The following is a 19,246-nucleotide window of genomic DNA, read 5'->3' as shown; positions in this document are numbered from 1 at the left end:
TTTTTTGTTAAAATTGAACTAAGACTGAAAGTATATAATTATACTTTATGCTTCTACTACAACTGGAGGCTCAATATATTCTGAGCAGCACAACATCTACTTGTTAAAAATCATTTTTATTATGACTTTAGCCACTTGAATGCAGCCAGAAAGGTGATATGTACTATGTTTTGGCTCTTTAGCCGCTATGAGCGTGAATGATACTGCACACAACAATAATTCTACTTGGAATCGGCAAGTATACCACCGCCTGAAACTTGCTCTAAGTCTTGGCTTACGACGACAAATTCTTTTAGCTATATGTGATGATTTATACTTAAGAAATCAGGTAGCAGCCCGTTTGCATTCTACATTGGCTTATCCTGTTGGACAGGTGCTATATAAATCATCAAATGCTCAGGAAAATAGCACTCCAGCTTATCCACGATTAGTCACGTTGCGTTTGAATTTAAACGATCCCAATCCCATAATCCAGATTAATCAATGGTTGACTAATTACCCACCGCCAATAGTTGGGGCATCAAAAGATACCCTTGGAAGACCTTTTCCAGTACCAGCATTTCAGATTGTCGGCGTGGAGCATCTCACTAAGCAACCAGTGGCGACACAACGTTTATTTTTGCACTATCTCCGCTTAAGCGAACAATATTTTTCTACACAAGAATCTAGTCGATTCCTAGAATCTAACTTGCTGTTGTGGATACCGCGTCCTTGGTTATCGGCTATCAAGCAATCAGCACCACAGTTTTGGCGTTGTCGTACTGGCGTATTTGTGTTTGCTGGAGAACCCACACCAGCAACTCAGAATTTGGCCTATCCAGAACGTTTTTCTAGTTCTAGAAGCTTGGATTTAGGGAATATTGAGCAGTCGATTCTAGATGAATCAGTTAACCAAGCAGAACTCAGAACCGCAGCCACCGAGTTCAACTTTGAGAATAATTCCGATTTCCCAGTAGAGATACAAGGGAATCGCGTACACAACGCTGAGGAAGTTTCACCATCCACAGCGGATTTATTGAAAGCTACGCCACAACAGCAGGAATCTACGAATAGGTCTGGTAGTGGGAGTAATAATCAATCGCTGTCATCTTTATCTTATATTAGCAGTGAGTTAACGGAGCTAGTAATAGCAACAATAAATACAAATATTGCTCAAAATACTGAGGATTCCTTACAACCACAGCAGATTTTATTGGAGATTGAAGAATTACACGAAAAGCAAGTTTCAGAGCAGATACTAGCAGAGGCTTATCATCGCTTAGGCACTTTATACCGTCTTCGCATTGAGCAAGGAGAGGCAACTTTAGAAAACCTGATGGTGGCAATTATTGCCTATCAGGAGGCAATTAGCTATGACGAAAGCTCACCACAACTCCCAGATATATTGAATGACTTGGGTACACTCTACTGGATGCTATACCGCACGCCACCCAATTCAGAGGAAGGACAAACTTATATAGAGCAGGCAATAGAATTTTATCAGTTGGCGTTAAAGATGATTTCGCCTCAGACACATTCGGAAACTTATGCTCGTGTGCAAAATAATTTGGGGACAGCTTATGGTGATTTAGCTCGTTTCTCTCACCCATCTGAAAATTGGCAGCAAGCAATTTTCGCTTACAGTGAAGCACTTAGCTACCGTACAGCGGATATGGATTCATTAAAGTATGCGGCTTGCCAAAATAATTTGGGTACTGCCTACTGGCATCTAGGGCAATATAATCAACCGATTGTGCATTTAAAGAAAGCGATCGCAGCTTACAATGAAGCGCTTGCACACTACAACCCTGAAGAGGAACCGCTAAAGTATGGGATGATTCAAAACAATATAGGTACTGCGTGTTGGAATCTGGCACAATACGAACAACCTGCCCAAAATCTCCAGCTAGCTATAGATGTTTATAGCGAAGCTCTCAAGTATCGCACTCCAGCTAATGTTCCCAGTGCCTGCGCCGCTACACAAAATAATCTAGGTACTGCCTACTGGCATCTAGCAAACCTATCTGAGACTACTCAGGAGGCACGGCAAAAATATCTGCAACTATGTATCAGCGCTTACGAAGAAGCTATAGCTTTAGCTCACTCACTTAGCAGTACTTCTTTAAGTTTTGATTTGCTTGCCTCTCACAATAACCTGGGACTAGCACATTATCAGCTAGTAATAGATAAGTCTTTTAATGGCGACAAAGCGACACGCTCTCAACACTTAGAAGTAGCATTAGACAACCATTTGCAAGCCTTAAACGGATTAAGTAAACAACCAGAGGCTTATCAGACAACCTTCACTTATGTGGTGAAAACTATTCGTGCTTTTCATAATGAGTTAGGGATACAGGGACAAAATCTGGCTTTATCTAAAGTTCCTAGCCAGTTGTTACCAGAGATTTTGTCAAAATTATGAATCATATTCCTCTCCATAGCGCGGGGAATGTCAAAAAAACGTAACTTGATATTAGCTTGACAATTTATCGGGAAGTCAAGTAAGGTAGCGATGTCTACGACGGGCTACGCCTACGCAATTACTAGACTTCTTGCATAAATCAAAAAAAGAACCCTACTCCGCCTTTGATTTACGTCAAAGTCTCCACTCTTGCTGGGAGGTGGCGTGTTAGGGAAATTTTGCAAGAGGTTTACTGTTTTACTAATTACAAATTAGTTAAATATATTTTAAAAATCCATAATCATAACTTAATAAATGTAAATTATTCATTAAATTATTTTGAAATACACATAAATTTTTTATAAAAAATACAATAAGACATTGGCGTATTTTCCGTAAATTTACTAAGGTAGACTGAAGACCTACTTGAAAGAAACTCCAGAATGATAATTAAAACCTAGAATCTATGAAACTAAGTTTTGTTTTGGCTACTGCATCTAGTTTTTTTGTGAGTTCGACCACAGGATTTAGTTTCTCTGGTCAAGCACAAGCTCTAACTTTTTCTGGCATCTCTAGTGGTACATGGGGAAATCCTACTCCAGGAAGCACCGATACTAATCCCATATATACAGGTGTGGGAAGCAACACATTTACTTGGGGTAAAGCTAATTTGTTGCCAGGACTTCCAAATAAACTAACCTTTAATGGAACTTCATTTGCTGGGGACATTAACTCTGTATTCAAAATAGCTGATTTAACTTACTTTAATGGAAAGATACTCCCCGATACAGGCGTTGAATTTGTACCTTTAAATGTCAATGTATCTTTCAGTCCTCCTGTGGGAACCAGCCAAGTTTTTGACTTCAAATTGCATTTAGTAAATACACTTAACGACCCAAAAGATCCTGAAAAGAGTGCAGACTTAGTATTTTTAGATACAAATTTGAGTAATCGCAGTTTCACCTTTGGAAGTAATAAATATACCCTTGAGTTAACCGGCTTTAATGAAGACGGTCGCCAGATAAGTCTTAAGGCTCTTGAAGAAGCTACAACTACAACAGCTATTTATGCCAAAATCAAAACTATACCCGAACCTGCGCCAGTGGCGGGTCTATCCTTGTTAGGAATATACCTGATATCTCGTAAAAATTCTTGGAAAAAAAATACTAAGAGCCTATAAATATGACTTATTCAGAACCCTTGTAGAAATGTAACAGTGCTACGTCTCTACATTATTTTTCACCAGATGTCTAATTTATAGAAATAGGCAATGGGGAATAGGGAACAGAAAAAAAGATAGATAGGTACTAAGTCTTGTTCAAAAATTAAATAGGAGTCCTAATATAGTAATCCGATTTAATTTTTGAACTTATACCAATTCAAAAAAAAATCAAAAATTTGGGCCATAAAAATGTAGAGACGCGATTTGTCGCGTCTCTACAAAGGTTTACGGTTTTTTGATAGACGCGATGAATTGCGTCTTTATGCAGGGTTAGGTTGGGTTCGGCTTTGAAGTAGCTGGATAATTGCAGCTTTTTCTAAGATTCCAACTAGGACGCCATTCTCACGAATCACGGGAAGCACAGATAGTTTTTGTTGTTCGAGTAACTGCATAACTTCCAGCAGAGGTTGATCTGATTGCACTGTGGTAGATTCGGTAATTGGTCGCATGACTTCTTTGACTTGAGTTTTTGACCACAATGCTGTAGGGATAGTTCTTAAATTATCAACTGCCAACGCACCTACCAATTGTCCATCATCATCAGTCACTAAGAACCGATGCCAGTTTTGCCCACTTATGACTCGCTCATCGGCAAACTCTCTTAGAGTAAGATTAGCAGATACAATCGGGCTGTCATGAGTTACAGCATCCTCGGCTGTCAAACCTGTGAGTTTTTCTTGCACTCTGGCAAATTGAGCCGAATTACCAGCATTTTGCAACAGGAAGAAGCCAATTAACAAATTCCAGAAGTTACCGGAGTTGCCAAATAATAATAGGGGAAGTACACCTGAAAGAATGGCTACCCAACCAAAGATTTGTCCAACTCGACTGGCAAAGGTTACACCTTTATAAGGATTACCTGTAATTTTCCAAACAATTGCTTTCAGTATATTACCGCCATCTAAGGGCAAACCAGGAATCAGGTTAAATAGCGCTAATGCCAAGTTAACAGAAGCTAGAACACCAAGAATTGCAGCTAACGGCCCTGATGCAGCAGTAGTAACACCAATAGCTGTAACGATACTGCACAATAGTAAGCTTACCATTGGTCCGGCGATCGCTACCCAAAAAGCTTCACCTGGGGTTTTCGACTCTTTTTCTAAGCTTGCTAAACCGCCGAATATAAACAGCGTGATTGATTTGACATCAATTCCCTGACGAATCGCAACAAAACTGTGGCCTAATTCATGGGCGACGACAGAGGCAAATAACATCAGCGCTGTCATCAATCCCAGTAGCAAAGCTAATCCCGCAGACAATTGGGGAAATTGCGCCGCCAGTCCACTGCTATAGCTCCAAGTTACTAAACCCAGAACTAAAAACCATGACGGATGGATATAGAAGGGAATTCCGAAGAGATTACCAACGCGAATTGTGCCATTCATGTCGCTCACCTTTGATTTCAGCTTCGAGAGGTTTGCTTTCGTCCTTCTCGATGTTTTTATTGTAACGAAAGGTTAAGAGATTTTAATCTTGATGGCGGTAGTGGTGTCCGTCTGTAAAGGTGTGGTTATTGGGAATATTGCAAGCAAGAATAATGACATCTCCAAACGGTTCCTAGAGGACTAGTACCGCAAGGCAGAAGTCAAAAGTCAAAAATCAAAAGTTAAAAAGCTTTCATTTTGGGCTTTCTGGCTGTAATGAAATGGCAAGTTTATTTCTGCCGCGTTGTGACTAGGGAATAAACAAGATAAACTCTAGTAATAACTAAGTACAGTTTTGCGTAAAAGCGTAGCGTTTTTAATGCAGGGGAACGCATTAACAATGCAAGCCGACGCATTGGCATTGCAGGGTATTGCCTTCTTTAATTGGCAGAGTTCTTTCGCTACGTTAATGATTTATCTCACTACCTCTTGATCGCTACATCAGGCAAGCGACTCCACTCATTCCAAGAGCCATCATAATTCCGAACATTCGGATAGCCCAATAAATACTTCAAGACAAACCAGGTATATCCAGAACGCCCACCGATAGCACAGTAGGGAAACACTTCCTTTTCAGGCGTAATGCCCTTACTGTCATAAAGATTTTTTAATTCGTTGAATGATTTAAAAGTTCCATCCTCATTGAGAGTTAAGATATGCTCCAGATGCACTGCACCGGGGATATGTCCAGTACGTTCGCCTGCTTGTGGTGGCCGATCAAAAAACCACTCACCGCAGTATTCTTGCAGTGTTCGGACATCCAACAACACGCGATTGCTTCTACCTATCGATGCCTGAACTTCATTATGTAATACTCGCAGATGAGCATCAATCCCTCTGGCATGGTAATCAGTAGAAGCAAACGTAGATAGCTCAGTTGCTAGTGGACGATCTTCTGATTTCCATTTTTGGTAGCCGCCATTGAGAACCCGTATATTCTCATGACCAAAGACTTTCAACAACCAGAAAATCCAGGCTCCCGTTCCCGGATAACTGCCATAAGCAATCACTGTGGTGTCATTGGTGATGCCTGAACGTGCCATCAGCTTCTCAAAAGCCATCGCATCCAAATTCATCTTCAAATCGGGCAAGAGTAAGTCTGTAAAGATGTTCCAGAAGACAGCACCAGGTAGGTGAGCATTTTTGTATGGCTCTGGACTCATATCCACTTCAATAATGCGGATGTTTGGATCGTTAAGATGATTTGCAAGCCACTGGGTATCAACGATAACAGATGGATCGGCGTACTGAGACACTTTTATTTCTCCTGTAATAGTGCGAAAAGAATTGAAACTTGTGTTTCCTCAACGATTTAGTCTTGGTTGTAGTTGGGAAATACGATGTGCGATGTCCGATGCACTAAGGTTGTGGAAATAGAGAATAAGGAAAAGCCGATGAGTGGGTGAAATACTGCTAAAGGCAAAGAATGCAAGTGAATTGTGAGAAATTGCAGTCCCAGCAGCACTGGCATACTTGCTGTAAGGTTTCGGACTCTTCGAGGAAACGGAATTAAAAACACCCATATCAACAAAATTAGTGAGAGTCCGCCATATCCTCGCACTAGCCAAATATGTAGGTTCCACCAATCAGAGTTGTAAAAGTAAGCCAGTCCAACACTGAATATTTGAATTATTAAACAGAGATTGAAAAGCACTGCTGCGATCAAAAAACTGATTTGAATCCAGCGCTCGGATATCTGTGTGTCATCAATGCCAGAATTTACAGTCATGTAAAGTAATCCAAAAACCAAACAAATTAGTCATTGGTCATTGGTCATTAGTCATTAATAAAGAGTTTTTTGGTACATACCTCGCAACAGAGTGGGCGAAAAACTAAGGACTAATAACTAATGACTCCGCGAAGCGGTTTGATGTGACTAAAGCTAAGATAAGTCTGGTTGCGATACTGCGCCTAGACCTCGAACGAGTACACTTTGCAAATCATGGTTGCCTTACAAGCTCTATTTCATGGAATTGCTCAAGCTCAAGATGAACAAACTTTGCGATCGCACATATCCGCAGAAATGAGTGAGTATTTTTCAGCTACACGATGTGGGCTATTTTTCTTTGCCCAAATTTCTTTAGTTGACAGCAAGATTCAAAAAGCACTGCAAATTGCATTATCACCTCAACACAATCCAGTTGCACGCTACTTGCTAGAACGCCATGCCCCTGTTCATGAAGCTTTGGTAGTAGAACCTAAAACATGGAAATTGATTTGTCCTCGTGCCGATCACTGGCACGTCATGGCAGGGCCAATTGTCAGCAATGGTGAGTTAGTGGGTGTGGTAGGTTTGACGCGTCAGCAAGGAATGCCTGCATTTGATTCACAAAATCTTACAGATTTGAGTGCGGTTTGTCTGCACATTTCTACTTGGGTGGCAATAGCGCAATTGCAACAACCACTATTACAGACAAAGTGTTTAACGCCTCGTGAAATGCAAATTGCTTCCTTGGTGGCTCAAGGACAAACCAATGCAGAAATTAGTGCTGAACTTTGGATTACTGAAAACTCTGTCAAGCAAGCCTTAAAAAGGATGTTTCGCAAGCTTGAGGTTTCATCTCGTGCTCACATGGTTGCAAAGCTTTCCACAGTTTCAAAATAAATTACCTTTTATTCGCCTCATTAATCCTGGATTTCTCTGCTCATGTCACCGAAGAAAGGCAGGAGTTAGGAGGCAGGAGGCAGGGGGCAGGAGGCAGGAGGTTTTAGAAAAGAATTTTCTTTGGAGGCAAAATGCTCTCAGAGCAACTAAATTTATTTATGAAAAACAAAAAAAAATATGTATTTTATTAAGTAGGCGCAAGAAATACAGCGTCCTTGTTAAATCTCCGTTCGGCTGAGGCTCACGGCGTCAGTCTAAATTTATTTATGGGGATTCAGCATAGCTGCCTCCTTAACTTGCCCCCTGATAACCATTTCTAGCAAAATTCAAGTGAAACGTTATCAGGGGTGTATTTTCTGGCTTAGGCATCCCCTTATGCTGGAATTTTCTCCATCTGCTGAGAAGTTTTCTGCAACATCGGGGTAATTAGATCGGCGGGCACAGGACAACTGAAGTAGTAACCCTGACCTTCATCACATCCCAGCATTTTCAGGTAGTCAAGCTGTTCTTGGGTTTCCACACCCTCTGCCGTAATGTTCAACCGCAGGCTTTTTGCCAGGGCAATAATCGCATTAGTGACGGCGGCACTATCAGCATTGGACGTGACATCCTGTACAAAGGATCGATCGATCTTGAGCATATTCACGGGAAACCGCTTCAAGTAGTTAAGGGAGGAATAACCAGTACCGAAGTCATCTAGAGCCAAGCATATACCTAGTTCTCGTAATTGTTTTAAGGTTTTAACCGATCGCTCCATATCAGCCATCAAGAAGCTTTCTGTCACTTCTAATTCTAGGTGAGATACTTGGAGTCCAGTCTCCTCAAGAATTTGGCTAACGACCTCAACCAGATTCGGTAGTTCAAACTGTCGGGCTGACAGATTTACAGATATCCGAATTGGGTTAAATCCAGCAAGCTGCCAAGCACGGTTTTGAGCACAAGCAGTTCGCAAGACCCATTCACCAATCGGTAGGATCAAACCATTGGCTTCAGCAATGGGAATAAACTTTACTGGCGAAACCAAACCTAATGTAGGATGCTGCCAGCGAACCAAAGCTTCCATAGCTGTAATTTGTCCGCTGTGTAAATCAATCAGAGGTTGATAATAAACCAGCATTTCGTTGCGAGCAAGCGCTCCATGTAATTCATTTTCTAAGCTTATTCGCTCCTGCAACTGAGCATTTATTTCCGGTGAATAGAATTGGTATTTGCTACGCCCTTGTTGCTTTGCTTGGTACAGTGCTATATGAGCCTGCTGCAAAAGTTGATCTACGCTATTAGGCTCATTTATTCCATTAATTGTGATACCGATGCTGGCGGTGATATGAATCAAGTTCCCTTTTATAGAAAAGGCTTTGCTCAGGGTACTTAACAGCATCTGTGATAGCTTGATTACACTTTCAAAAGAAACAATGTCCATGCGGGCAATGGCAAATTCATCTCCACTCAAATGGGCAAGAATATCTGTTTGTGCCATGCAGAGTAATAACCTCTGAGCAACTGCTCTTAACAACAAATTTGTTGTTTCATGCTCCAAACCATGACTCATAGGAGTGAAATCATCAATACCCAGTAAAAAGACGGCTACAAAGCGCTGGTTATTTTCAGGTTGAGATAGAGTCTGATGGAGGCGATCGCGAAATAAATCACGATTGGGCAATCCAGTTAGATCGTCATAATTACTGATGTAATGAATTAACTCATCTAATTTGTAAAGAGTTTGTGAAGTATCCGCCATCAATGTACCGGCTTCATCAGCAAATTCTGTGGGCAATTCAGGTAAGGTTTTGGTGTTTAGATAATTTTGCAATGCCGCAGATGTCAAAATAACCGGTTTGAGGAGGTGGTGTAGTGCGTAGAGGGTGGCGGCTGTACCCGCTAAGGTAGCCAACAGAGCAATAAGCATAACTCGAATCGCCATCTCCAAGGAATAGGAGTTTGAGATAACGAAACTCAAGAGTAAGCTTAGAAGTGGTATGTGAGTACCCAAAAATGCCACCAACATGATTTTAGCGGTGTAACTTTTTTTGAGTAATGGAAAACTAGCTAGAAACGAGTATAGATTGAGCTTCATAAATTCTGTTCGATAGTTGGTAAATTAGTTCCGAGCTATTTCGGCAAAAGGGTATTTTTTGTTTCCAATTCGGTGGAATTAGCTCTCATGGAACCCAACCCTGATAAGGTTATATATTATGCTTCCCAATCTAGGTTTCTATTTATATGTTTAAAGATAAAGTTTATGTAAAACTTATCCAGAAACAATTTCATAATAAATACCTACATCAGGTTGAATTTTATTAGTTTGTCTTCAAATGATATAAGAGGAAAAAATATATACCAATTCGATTTTATTAGTGAGAAATCATTTTTTATAACTAACGGCAGAGACACAGAGAATGCAAATAGGGTAAAGATATATTTTCACAAATGATTTAGAATTGCTATATTTTGTAAGGGCACAGCTTTGCTATGCCCCCACTGCATAGCTGTTTATCTAAAAATTGCTATAAAGACACAACAGATTATTGATTTCTAGAGCCTGAAAAAAGCAGATTTGTAACTTGCTCTAACACCTTTAATGCTGTTAATGAACCTCGAATCAACCGAGTAGCGGCAAAAGGTTGTCGAAGCATTGCAATCGCTAACGGAAAAGGGTTTAGAGAGCCATCAGAGTTAATTGCTGGTGTGAGATCGGGGATATTATGCTGACAATCGTCGCTGACTACTCGCAGCATTGCCACAGACACCCCAGCCGCATTGAAAAATTCTAAAGCGGTAAATCCTTCCATATCAACAACATCAGCCGCCAAAGTCTCACCTAAACGACGTTTTTCGGGCGCAGACCAAATTACGCGATCGCTTGTCAGTGACTTGACCAAAGATACTTTTTCTGATATTGAAGAGTGCAATTGTGCTGTAAAAGTGCGATCGCATTCTTGGTGCTTCCCCTGATAGACACAATCTTGATAGAGCACAATATCACCAACTGTGTGGCGATCGCTCAAGCTGGCACATATACCCATAATCAGCACTCTGGATTTTGGAGTCAGAAATTGTCCTTGTTGCAGGTATTTGAGTAAAGGCTTCATCCCAACAGGTATGGCTACTACCGTTGGGATGGAGGCAGTAATACCGCTTAATCCACGACACACAGCTTTATATTCTGCTCCTTGAGGCACCAGAATTGTGTTGATGGGCAAAAAATTAGGCACTAGCTCTCTCGATAGTTTCAAGTTTTAACGGTCAATTAATGTTTAAAGTAGATAGGCGTGGCGCGATTCTTCTTTACCTTAGAGAGCGATGTCTACGACGGGCTGTTCGGCGTCGCAGTTTGTAAAATAGGATCGCTCACCGTCGCTGCCTAACCACTAATTACTGCTTGCATTAAAGATTGGGTCATATCTGAGTGACAATAAGTAATATTGCCATTTAGGAGGCAGGAAGAAAGAAGTATGATTGAAAACTTTAGTTCTGAGTATAGAGCCGCAGTTTAAAAAAAAGAATTGTATCAAGACGGACAGCACAAAATACAAAAGAAGCCAGTACGGTTTGTGTCTCCTGCCCTCTGCCTCCTGCCTCCTCTTGTAACCAAAATTCGCAAACCGAAGATGATTGCTGTAGCATGACTAAATAATTGTGTCATCCACACGATAATTTTCCAAGATGGTAAAGCTTCATAACTCCAAATCCGCACGAGAACTCTTCAATATTTCCAAATTGGCAATTCAATTTTCGTGGCTGACGGTGAGTTTTTGGATTGCCGTAACGGTAGCTGGTGTTCTAGCTTTCAGTTCCCTTAAGTATGCCTTGTTTCCAGATATTACCTTTCCAGTAGTGGTTGTGAATGCTACAGCTCCCCTGACAACTGCCCTGGATACAGAAATGAAGCTCACCAAACCCCTAGAAGAACGCCTCCGCTCTCTAGAAGGACTGGAGAATATTCGCTCATCAACCTATCCTAGTCAAACAGCTGTTGCCCTTTCTTTTGCCGTTGGGACGAATTTAGAAACATCGACCAAAAAGGTTGAAACTGCCCTCAAGCAGTTGACTCTACCTCAAGGAGGAACTTCTAAAATTATTCCTCTGAATCTAAACGAGTCAGCCGCCATTAGTTATGCCATAGAAAGTCCTACACGGAATCTCAAAGATTTGACGAAGTTAGCGCAAGATGAGATTGTCAGTGCGATCGCTAAATTACCAGGAGTTCTCAAAGTCTCACTACTTGGCGCTGCTACGGCGACTCCTCTGGTAAATCCAGCAAATGCGAGTGCAACGGCTCTCCCCCAAGGTGGGGCGACATTAGTCAGGTTTAACGGTCAAGATGCACTCGCATTTCAGGTAATCAAACGCGGTAGTGCTAATACTTTGGAAGTAGTGAGTAAAGTTGAGAAAGAAGTTCAAAGGCTACGCTCTACCCTCAAAGATGTCAAACTCACCTTAGCTGCCACTCAAGCAGAATATATCCGCCAAGCCACCCAGTCAACAATTGATGCTTTGCTGGAAGCAGTCTTGTTGTCTATCGTAGTGATTTTTCCTTTTTTATGGAATTGGCGGGCAACTCTGATCTCTGCCTTGGCGATTCCTACGTCCTTGTTGGCGACATTTATCGTCATGGCGATTTTTGGCTTCAACCTGGAAACAATCACCCTGCTGGCTTTAGCTTTGGTGATTGGTAGCATTGTTGATGATGCGATCGTGGATGTAGAAAACATCATGCGACACGTTGAAGATGGAGAAACTCCTCGTCAAGCAGCGCTTTTAGCGACAAATGAGATTGGGTTGACAGTCACCGCCGCCACTTTGACAGCAGTAGCAGTTTTTCTACCTATAGGTTTAATGGGTGGTGTGATAGGTCAGTTCTTCAAGCCTTTCGGTATCACTGTTTCAGCCGCGATGCTCGCTTCTATGCTAGTTGCTCGGACTTTATCTCCAGTTCTGGCTATCTACTGGCTGAAACCTAAATCCTCGCTCTCCCCGCGTCGAGAAGCAAAAATCTGGGTGGCATTTACCCAATCTTACAGAAATTTGTTGAGTTGGTCTTTAAATCACCGAAAGATAGTTATCGGGTTAGCTGTACTCAGCTTCATTGCAGGGATAGCACTGATTCCACTAATTCCCAAAGGGTTTATTCCCAAACTTGATCGCGGCGAATTTAATATTGCTTATACGGCTCCTTTGCCGAGTATTCCTAGTGGAGGAGAAGGGCAGAGGGGCAGAGGGGCAGGGGAGCAGGGGAGAAATCCTAGTCCCCAGTCTCAAATTCCCAACCCTTTAAATGATTCTCTAGAGATTGCGAAAAAACTAGAAAATGTAGTCAGAAAATCATCGGCAGTTGAAACGGTATTTACCACTGTTGGTTCTCGTGAGGGTGAACCAAATAAAGGGACACTATATGTAAAGTTAAAGGAAAACCGCACAATCACAACTGCGGAATTACAAGACCAATTGCGCTCCTCATTACCTACTCTTTCTGGGGTAACTACTAGTGTTGAAGATATTCAATTTGTCGATTCCGGCGGTCAAAAACCCCTGCAAATAGCATTGCAAGGTGATAACCTCCAAGCTTTGAGCAAAGCAGTCAAAGCTATTAAAGAAAGGATTCAAAGGCTACCGGGATTCGCTGATGTTACAGTTACAGGTGAAACGAATCCACAGGGTACGGTTTTTCAGATCGAGCGTTTGAATAATCAGCGGGTGGCCTACATCAGTGCTAATCTTGGCAAGGATCTGTCTTTGGGTGATGCCACTGACAAAGTGGTAGCTGAAGCAAACGCGGTGTTACCGTCTAATGTTTCTTTAAATTTAGGGGGAGACTCTGCTAACCAAAGTAAGGTTTTTAGCAGTTTCGGCAGTACTTTAGCTCTATCTGCGCTGTGTATTGTTGTGGTACTAATTTTGCTGTTCAAAAGCTGGGTAGACCCTTTAGTTATTGGTGTCTCTTTGCCTTTAGCACTAGTGGGGGCGATGTTAGCGCTACTGATTACCAAGAGCGACTTTGGCATGATCTCACTGATCGGTTTCGTCTTTTTGCTAGGGCTGGCAAATAAAAATGCCATTTTGCTTGTAGATTATATCAACCAGTTACGCAACGCTGGCTTAGACCGTACCGAGGCGATCCTTAATACCGGACTAGTGCGCCTCAGACCAATTATGATGACCACGGCCTCCACGATTTTAGGGATGCTGCCGATCGCTCTAGGTTTGGGTGCTGGTTCGGAATTGCGATCGCCTATGGCTGTAGCGATCGCAGGTGGACTAGTAACTTCAACTATTCTCAGTTTGATTGTTGTGCCAGTAGTTTACACCATTTTGGATGATTGGTTTCCCCGGTTTCAGAAGAGGGGGAGCAGGGAAGCAAGGGAGCAGGGGGCAAGTTGATGCAGGTTTTTGTCACGGGGGGTACGGGTTTTATTGGTGCTCATTTGGTACGGTTGCTCCTACAGCAAGGATATGCAGTCAAAGTACTGGTACGCCATAGCAGCAATTTGGAGAATCTACGCGGTTTAGAGGTGGAAATTGTCAAAGGCGATTTGAACGATCCAAATCTCTGGCAACAAATGGCAGGTTGTCAATACCTATTTCATGTAGCAGCCCATTATTCCCTGTGGCAAACAGACCGTGAATTACTCCACCGTCACAATGTCCTGGGTACGCGCAATGTATTGGCAGCAGGTCGCAAGGCTAACATTGAGCGCACTGTCTACACAAGTTCAGTGGCAGCGATTGGGGTAGGATCATCTGGGGAAGTTGTTGATGAAACACATCAGAGTCCCTTAGAAAAGTTGGTAGGTGACTACAAAAAGTCTAAGTTTCTGGCTGAACAAGAAGCCATCCAAGCCGTTGCTACAGGTCAGGAAGTAGTTATTGTCAATCCCAGCAGCCCCATTGGCTCGTTGGATATCAAACCTACCCCGACGGGTGATATAATATTGCGGTTTTTACGACGGCAAATGCCTTTTTACTTGGATACTGGTCTAAATTTTATCGACGTGCGGGATGTGGCATGGGGGCATTTACTGGCTTTGCAACGGGGTAAATCTGGCGATCGCTATATCTTAGGTCATCAAAATCTCACTCTCAAGCAACTACTCGAACAACTCGCCGATATCACAGGTCTGGGCGCACCTCAACGAACAGTACCCGCTTGGCTGCCCCTTAGTGTTGCTTGGGTAGATGAAAAGATTCTCGCACCACTGGGTAAATCGCCCTCAGTACCATTGGATGGCGTTCGGATGGCGAAACAACCTATGTATTACAATGCTTCAAAGGCTGTACGAGAGTTGGGTCTACCCCAATCTTCGCTAAAGGTCGCACTCAAAGATGCTGTGGATTGGTTTGTTGCTCAGGGATATGTCAAATGAAAAATATAGTGATTTACGTGTGGATGCAATAGACAGTAGGGGCACAAGGCCTTGCGCCCCTACGAAAGTTTTATGTTTTCCAGTGGTGTATTTATCTTTAAAAGAGGAGCGATCGCAACAATGGCAGTTAATCTACAACAAGCTCTGGATATTGGGAAGTATCTTGTTACACAGCGGTTGAAAGGACGTAAACGCTTCCCCTTAGTATTGATGTTGGAACCTCTTTTTCGATGTAATCTCGCTTGTACTGGTTGTGGTAAAATCCAACATCCAAAGGAAATATTAAAGCAAAATCTCACCCCAGAACAGTGTTTTGCCGCAGTGGAAGAGTGTGGCGCACCAGTTGTCTCCATTCCTGGTGGAGAACCTCTACTGCACCCCCAGATTGATGAGATTGTCCAGGGATTAATTGAGCGCAAGAAATATATTTACTTGTGTACCAATGGCTTGTTGTTAGAAAAGAGCCTGGATAAGTTTCAACCTTCCCCTTATCTAACTTTTAGTGTGCATTTAGATGGAATGCGGGAATTACACGATCGCTGCGTCGATCGCCAAGGTGTTTTTGATATTGCTGTCAAAGCCATTCGCGCCGCTAAAGCTAAAGGCTTTCGTGTCACCACTAACACCACTATCTTTGAAGGTACTGAACCTAAAGATATGCAAGAGTTCTTCAATTTTCTGGAAACACTAAATACTGACGGGATGATGATTTCTCCCGGCTACAGTTACGAGTGGGCACCAGATCAAGATCATTTTCTCCACCGAGAACAAACCCGCGCCCTCTTCCGAGAAATTCTGGCTCCATATAAAAGTGGTGAAAAAAACTGGAACTTCAATCACAATCCGCTGTTCCTAGATTTTCTCACTGGTGAGAAGGACTACGAATGCACACCTTGGGGTAGCCCTAGTTATAGCGTTCTCGGTTGGCAAAAACCTTGCTATCTGCTGAACGAAGGTTATTACTCTACCTTTAAGGAATTACTCGCACAAACTGACTGGAGTCAATACGGCCAGAAGAGTGGTAATCCTAAGTGTGCCGATTGTATGGTTCACTGCGGCTACGAACCCACCGCCGCAATGGATGCAATGCAGCCGCAAAATATGGCGCGTGCCCTTGGCAGTGTGTTTGGTAGGAACTAGTAAGTAGCAAATGCTACAGATTAAAGAGTGCTACGCCTACGCACTCTTTAAGCATTCTGATTGCACTGGAATATGCCTAACAACATACGATAGTTAAAGTAGTTAAAGGAGGATGCTTATTTAGAAATATTGCGATACTTTCCGCAGCTAAATTCACCGAAAATAATAAGGGAAAATACTCATGCCATTTGTATCTGTTCGTAACCTGCAAATGTATTATGAGATTCGTGGCACTGGTCAACGACTGCTCAGTATTAGTGGTACTGGAGGAGACTTGCAGCGATCGCCGACTATTTTTGACTCACCGCTAGCCCCACACTTTGAAATCCTGGCTTACGATCAGCGCGGTCTGGGTCAAACCTCAAAACCTGATATTCCTTACACCATAGCAGATTACGCCGCCGATGCAGACTCTTTGTTAAATGCAGTCGGGTGGGAGAGTGCTCATGTCATCGGAATTTCTTTTGGGGGTATGGTAGCCCAAGAGTTGGCACTGCGCTATCCACACCGCGTTGAACGTCTCGTTTTGGCTTGTACTAGCAGTGGCGGTGTTGGTGGGTCGTCATATCCACTACATGAACTCGTGAACCTACTTAGTGAAGAACTAGCTCATCGGCAAATCACAATTGCTGATACCCGTTGGCAAGAGGAAGCTTGGCTCTCTAGCCGAACTGCACAATTTCAGGAACTAGTGAAGCTGACACTGGCAGCTTCTCAAGAGGGTGCAGACGACGAACCAAGTCGTGAAATTGGGCGTCGTCGTCAGCTTGAGGCTCGTGCTGCTCACGATACATATAATCGACTTTCTCAACTACATATTCCTGTCTATATCTGCGGCGGTCATCACGATGGCATATCTCCTCCTGCAAATCTTAAGGCGATACACAAACAGATACCAGGTGCGTATTTAGAGTTCTTTAAGGGCGGTCATCGCTTTCTTTACCAAGATCCCCAAGCATTCAAGCGTGTTATTGCTTTTCTCCAAAATAAATTCGAGTAATTTTACATAAGACATAACTACAAAGTGACAGTAAATACTACACTGTTGCCCTCCTATGAGAGCAGCGCTCGGCTCGTAAACTAAACAGAGAGAGAAATATGAAGTTATGTAAATAAATTTCACAAACATAACAATAATTTGTAATAAATAATGATGCAGCAGCATTGTATAAAGAGAACTTGGAAGTAAAAAACAACATCTTAATCAGGTTTTCCAGTCGTTCATAGAAGTTTGAAGTTTTTTAACAAAAGTTTTAATCTGAAAGCCTGGAGATCGTAAACTTATTTCTTGGATGTCTGTTTTAAACCTTTCGTAACTCGTCAGGCAGTGCTGACATCAAAAATCAACTGAACCATTCAGTTTTTAGTCCAATTATTCTTAACCAAGCAAATTAGGAGATTTAACGCAATGGTTTTAGATGCATTTGCAAAAGTAGTTTCCCAAGCTGATACACGCGGCGAATATCTCTCTGATGCACAATTGGATGCATTGAGCGAACTAGTCAAAGATGGTAACAAGCGTGCAGATGCTGTTAACCGTATTACCAGCAATGCGTCAGCTCTTGTTGCTGCTGCGGCTCGTGATTTGTGGGCAGAACAACCCCAATTGATCACTCCCGGTGGTAATGCTTACACCAGCCGTCGTGCAGCTGCTTGTATCAGAGACTTGGACATCATTCTTCGCTATATCACCTACGCTATCTTTGCTGGCGATTCCAGCGTACTAGACGATCGTGCCCTCAATGGATTGCGGGAAACCTACTTAGCATTGGGAACTCCAGGAGCTTCAGTTGCTGTTGGTATTCAGAAACTGAAACAAGCTTCTTTGGCAATTGTCAACGATACAAACAATATCACCAGAGGCGATTGCAGTGCTTTGTCATCTGAAATAGCTAGCTATTTTGATCGTGCTGCTGCTGCTGTGGCTTAAGCAAAGCAAGATTTGCTGATGTTGACTAAATAATTGTCCATAGGACAAAACAAAATTTCAACCATAACGTTTGTAAAAGGGAAATACCAAAATGACAAAAACACCTCTAACTGAAGCAATTGCATCGGCTGATTCTCAAGGACGCTACCTCAGCAGCACCGAAATTCAAGTTGCTTTTGGTCGCTTCCGCCAAGCACCAGCTAGCTTACAAGCAGCAAAAGCATTGAGCGCCAATGCTCAACGCTTGACCGAAGGTGCTGCTCAAGCAGTATATAACAAGTTCCCTTACACCACTCAACAACAAGGCCCTAACTTCGCGTCAGATACACGCGGCAAAGGCAAGTGTGTACGTGATGTCGGCTACTACTTGCGGATTATCACATACGCTTTAGTTGTTGGTGGCACAGGCCCCTTGGATGATTTCTTGATTTCTGGCTTGGCTGAAATCAACCGGACTTTTGATCTGTCTCCTAGCTGGTACATTGAAGCTCTCAAGTACATCAAAGCTAACCATGGTCTTAGCGGCGACCCAGCTGTTGAAGCAAATTCCTACATCGACTACGTAATCAATACTCTAAGCTAGAGTGTTTCTTTAGCCCGGAGAGGAAATCAGCTCTTATGACAAGTAAGTTCTATGAGTTGTTTATCTCTCCGGGCAGTTTTTTAAGAAAAGCTAGCTGAAAACCCTGGAGAAATAGGAACGTAGTTCTGTATTTTTTGCTTTAGAGCAGGGATAAAAGCTGCCGACGTAGCACGGTATTTGCTACAACTTTGGGAAAGTTCACAACCCAGTGCCTCTTTTAAGCTACCGTCAATTGGCACAATATTTTTGTCAGTACAAGATTTAAAAACCTACCCTCAGACTGGGGGAAAGTATACGCCCGAAATAACGTAAGGAGATATCACTACGCCCTTATGGCAAATGTGGTGAGGCAGCGATCACAATCTTCTTCCTTATCTTACGAGACGCAATGTGTTCGCGGAGCGTCCCGTAGGGAAGAAAAGACCTAGGCAACGTTAGTGAGTCCGCATCCCCTACGGGGAAGCAAGCTACACGCAGTGTCTGGCAAAGAAGGTCTGGACGTTTCTCCCCCATGAGGGACTGCCAAACCGAATAAGGTGAGCCTGGGAACCTGTGGAAACAGGATATTAAGGCAGCTATGTCTTAAAAATCGCCTTACATT

The 19,246-nt window shown here is 42.6% G+C and carries 14 protein-coding genes; 9 read left to right on the top strand and 5 right to left on the bottom strand.

Going from position 1 to position 19,246, the window contains the following annotated elements; translation table 11 throughout:
- The first annotated feature begins 187 nt into the window (after positions 1 to 187).
- Together HWQ40_RS30625 and HWQ40_RS30620 are read left to right on the top strand one after the other, a co-directional pair.
- Complete coding sequence (locus HWQ40_RS30625; RefSeq protein ID WP_292785623.1) at positions 188 to 2,401, top strand: tetratricopeptide repeat protein; 2,214 nt, start codon at positions 188 to 190, stop codon at positions 2,399 to 2,401.
- Between the two features lie 445 nt (positions 2,402 to 2,846).
- Positions 2,847 to 3,560, top strand: a complete 714-nt coding sequence (locus HWQ40_RS30620; protein ID WP_292785621.1) for a choice-of-anchor K domain-containing protein — start codon at positions 2,847 to 2,849, stop codon at positions 3,558 to 3,560.
- Between the two features lie 302 nt (positions 3,561 to 3,862).
- On the opposite strand, the gene HWQ40_RS30615 is transcribed toward HWQ40_RS30620, so the two are convergent.
- The 3 genes from HWQ40_RS30615 to HWQ40_RS30605 all read right to left on the bottom strand — a co-directional run bounded on the left by HWQ40_RS30615 (position 3,863) and on the right by HWQ40_RS30605 (position 6,755).
- Complete coding sequence (locus HWQ40_RS30615) at positions 3,863 to 4,987, bottom strand: site-2 protease family protein (RefSeq protein WP_292785619.1); 1,125 nt, start codon at positions 4,985 to 4,987, stop codon at positions 3,863 to 3,865.
- 461 nt (positions 4,988 to 5,448) lie between these two features.
- Positions 5,449 to 6,282, bottom strand: coding sequence for a sulfurtransferase (locus HWQ40_RS30610; RefSeq protein WP_292785617.1), 834 nt, complete (start codon positions 6,280 to 6,282; stop codon positions 5,449 to 5,451).
- A gap of 56 nt (positions 6,283 to 6,338) precedes the next feature.
- A complete protein-coding gene (locus HWQ40_RS30605) occupies positions 6,339 to 6,755 on the bottom strand; it encodes a DUF6220 domain-containing protein (protein WP_292785615.1) in 417 nt (138 codons plus the stop codon).
- Between the two features lie 213 nt (positions 6,756 to 6,968).
- Here HWQ40_RS30605 and HWQ40_RS30600 point away from each other — a divergent pair, with 213 nt between their 5' ends.
- Positions 6,969 to 7,631 (top strand): LuxR C-terminal-related transcriptional regulator, encoded by a 663-nt coding sequence (locus tag HWQ40_RS30600; protein WP_292785605.1) that lies wholly within the window; start codon positions 6,969 to 6,971, stop codon positions 7,629 to 7,631.
- Positions 7,632 to 8,004: 373 nt separating this feature from the next.
- Here HWQ40_RS30600 and HWQ40_RS30595 read toward each other — a convergent pair whose 3' ends face one another.
- Positions 8,005 to 9,705, bottom strand: coding sequence for a bifunctional diguanylate cyclase/phosphodiesterase (locus tag HWQ40_RS30595; protein ID WP_292785603.1), 1,701 nt, complete (start codon positions 9,703 to 9,705; stop codon positions 8,005 to 8,007).
- 448 nt (positions 9,706 to 10,153) lie between these two features.
- Complete coding sequence (locus HWQ40_RS30590; protein ID WP_292785601.1) at positions 10,154 to 10,843, bottom strand: phosphorylase; 690 nt, start codon at positions 10,841 to 10,843, stop codon at positions 10,154 to 10,156.
- Positions 10,844 to 11,294: 451 nt separating this feature from the next.
- Here HWQ40_RS30590 and HWQ40_RS30585 point away from each other — a divergent pair, with 451 nt between their 5' ends.
- The 6 genes from HWQ40_RS30585 (at position 11,295) to cpcA (ending at position 18,645) form a co-directional block, all read left to right on the top strand.
- Positions 11,295 to 14,009: an efflux RND transporter permease subunit gene (locus HWQ40_RS30585; RefSeq protein WP_292785599.1), complete on the top strand. Its 2,715-nt coding sequence runs from the start codon at positions 11,295 to 11,297 to the stop codon at positions 14,007 to 14,009.
- Positions 14,009 to 14,992: a hopanoid-associated sugar epimerase gene (gene hpnA / locus HWQ40_RS30580; protein ID WP_292785597.1), complete on the top strand. Its 984-nt coding sequence runs from the start codon at positions 14,009 to 14,011 to the stop codon at positions 14,990 to 14,992. The genes HWQ40_RS30585 and hpnA overlap by 1 nt, the downstream gene beginning before the upstream one ends.
- Before the next feature lie 120 nt (positions 14,993 to 15,112).
- Positions 15,113 to 16,132 (top strand): adenosyl-hopene transferase HpnH, encoded by a 1,020-nt coding sequence (gene hpnH, locus HWQ40_RS30575; protein WP_292785784.1) that lies wholly within the window; start codon positions 15,113 to 15,115, stop codon positions 16,130 to 16,132.
- 181 nt (positions 16,133 to 16,313) lie between these two features.
- Positions 16,314 to 17,132: an alpha/beta hydrolase gene (locus tag HWQ40_RS30570; RefSeq protein WP_292785595.1), complete on the top strand. Its 819-nt coding sequence runs from the start codon at positions 16,314 to 16,316 to the stop codon at positions 17,130 to 17,132.
- A 408-nt stretch (positions 17,133 to 17,540) separates the two neighbouring features.
- Complete coding sequence (locus HWQ40_RS30565; RefSeq protein ID WP_099099077.1) at positions 17,541 to 18,062, top strand: phycocyanin subunit beta; 522 nt, start codon at positions 17,541 to 17,543, stop codon at positions 18,060 to 18,062.
- 91 nt (positions 18,063 to 18,153) lie between these two features.
- On the top strand, positions 18,154 to 18,645 hold the full coding sequence (cpcA, locus tag HWQ40_RS30560; RefSeq protein ID WP_292785592.1) for a phycocyanin subunit alpha: 492 nt from the start codon (positions 18,154 to 18,156) through the stop codon (positions 18,643 to 18,645).
- The last annotated feature ends 601 nt before the right edge of the window (positions 18,646 to 19,246 follow it).

This window comes from Nostoc sp. NMS9 (assembly GCF_017114995.1).
Lineage (GTDB): Bacteria > Cyanobacteriota > Cyanobacteriia > Cyanobacteriales > Nostocaceae > Nostoc.
Note: the sequence above shows the minus strand (reverse complement) of the source record. Positions and strands in the feature narration are given on the sequence as shown.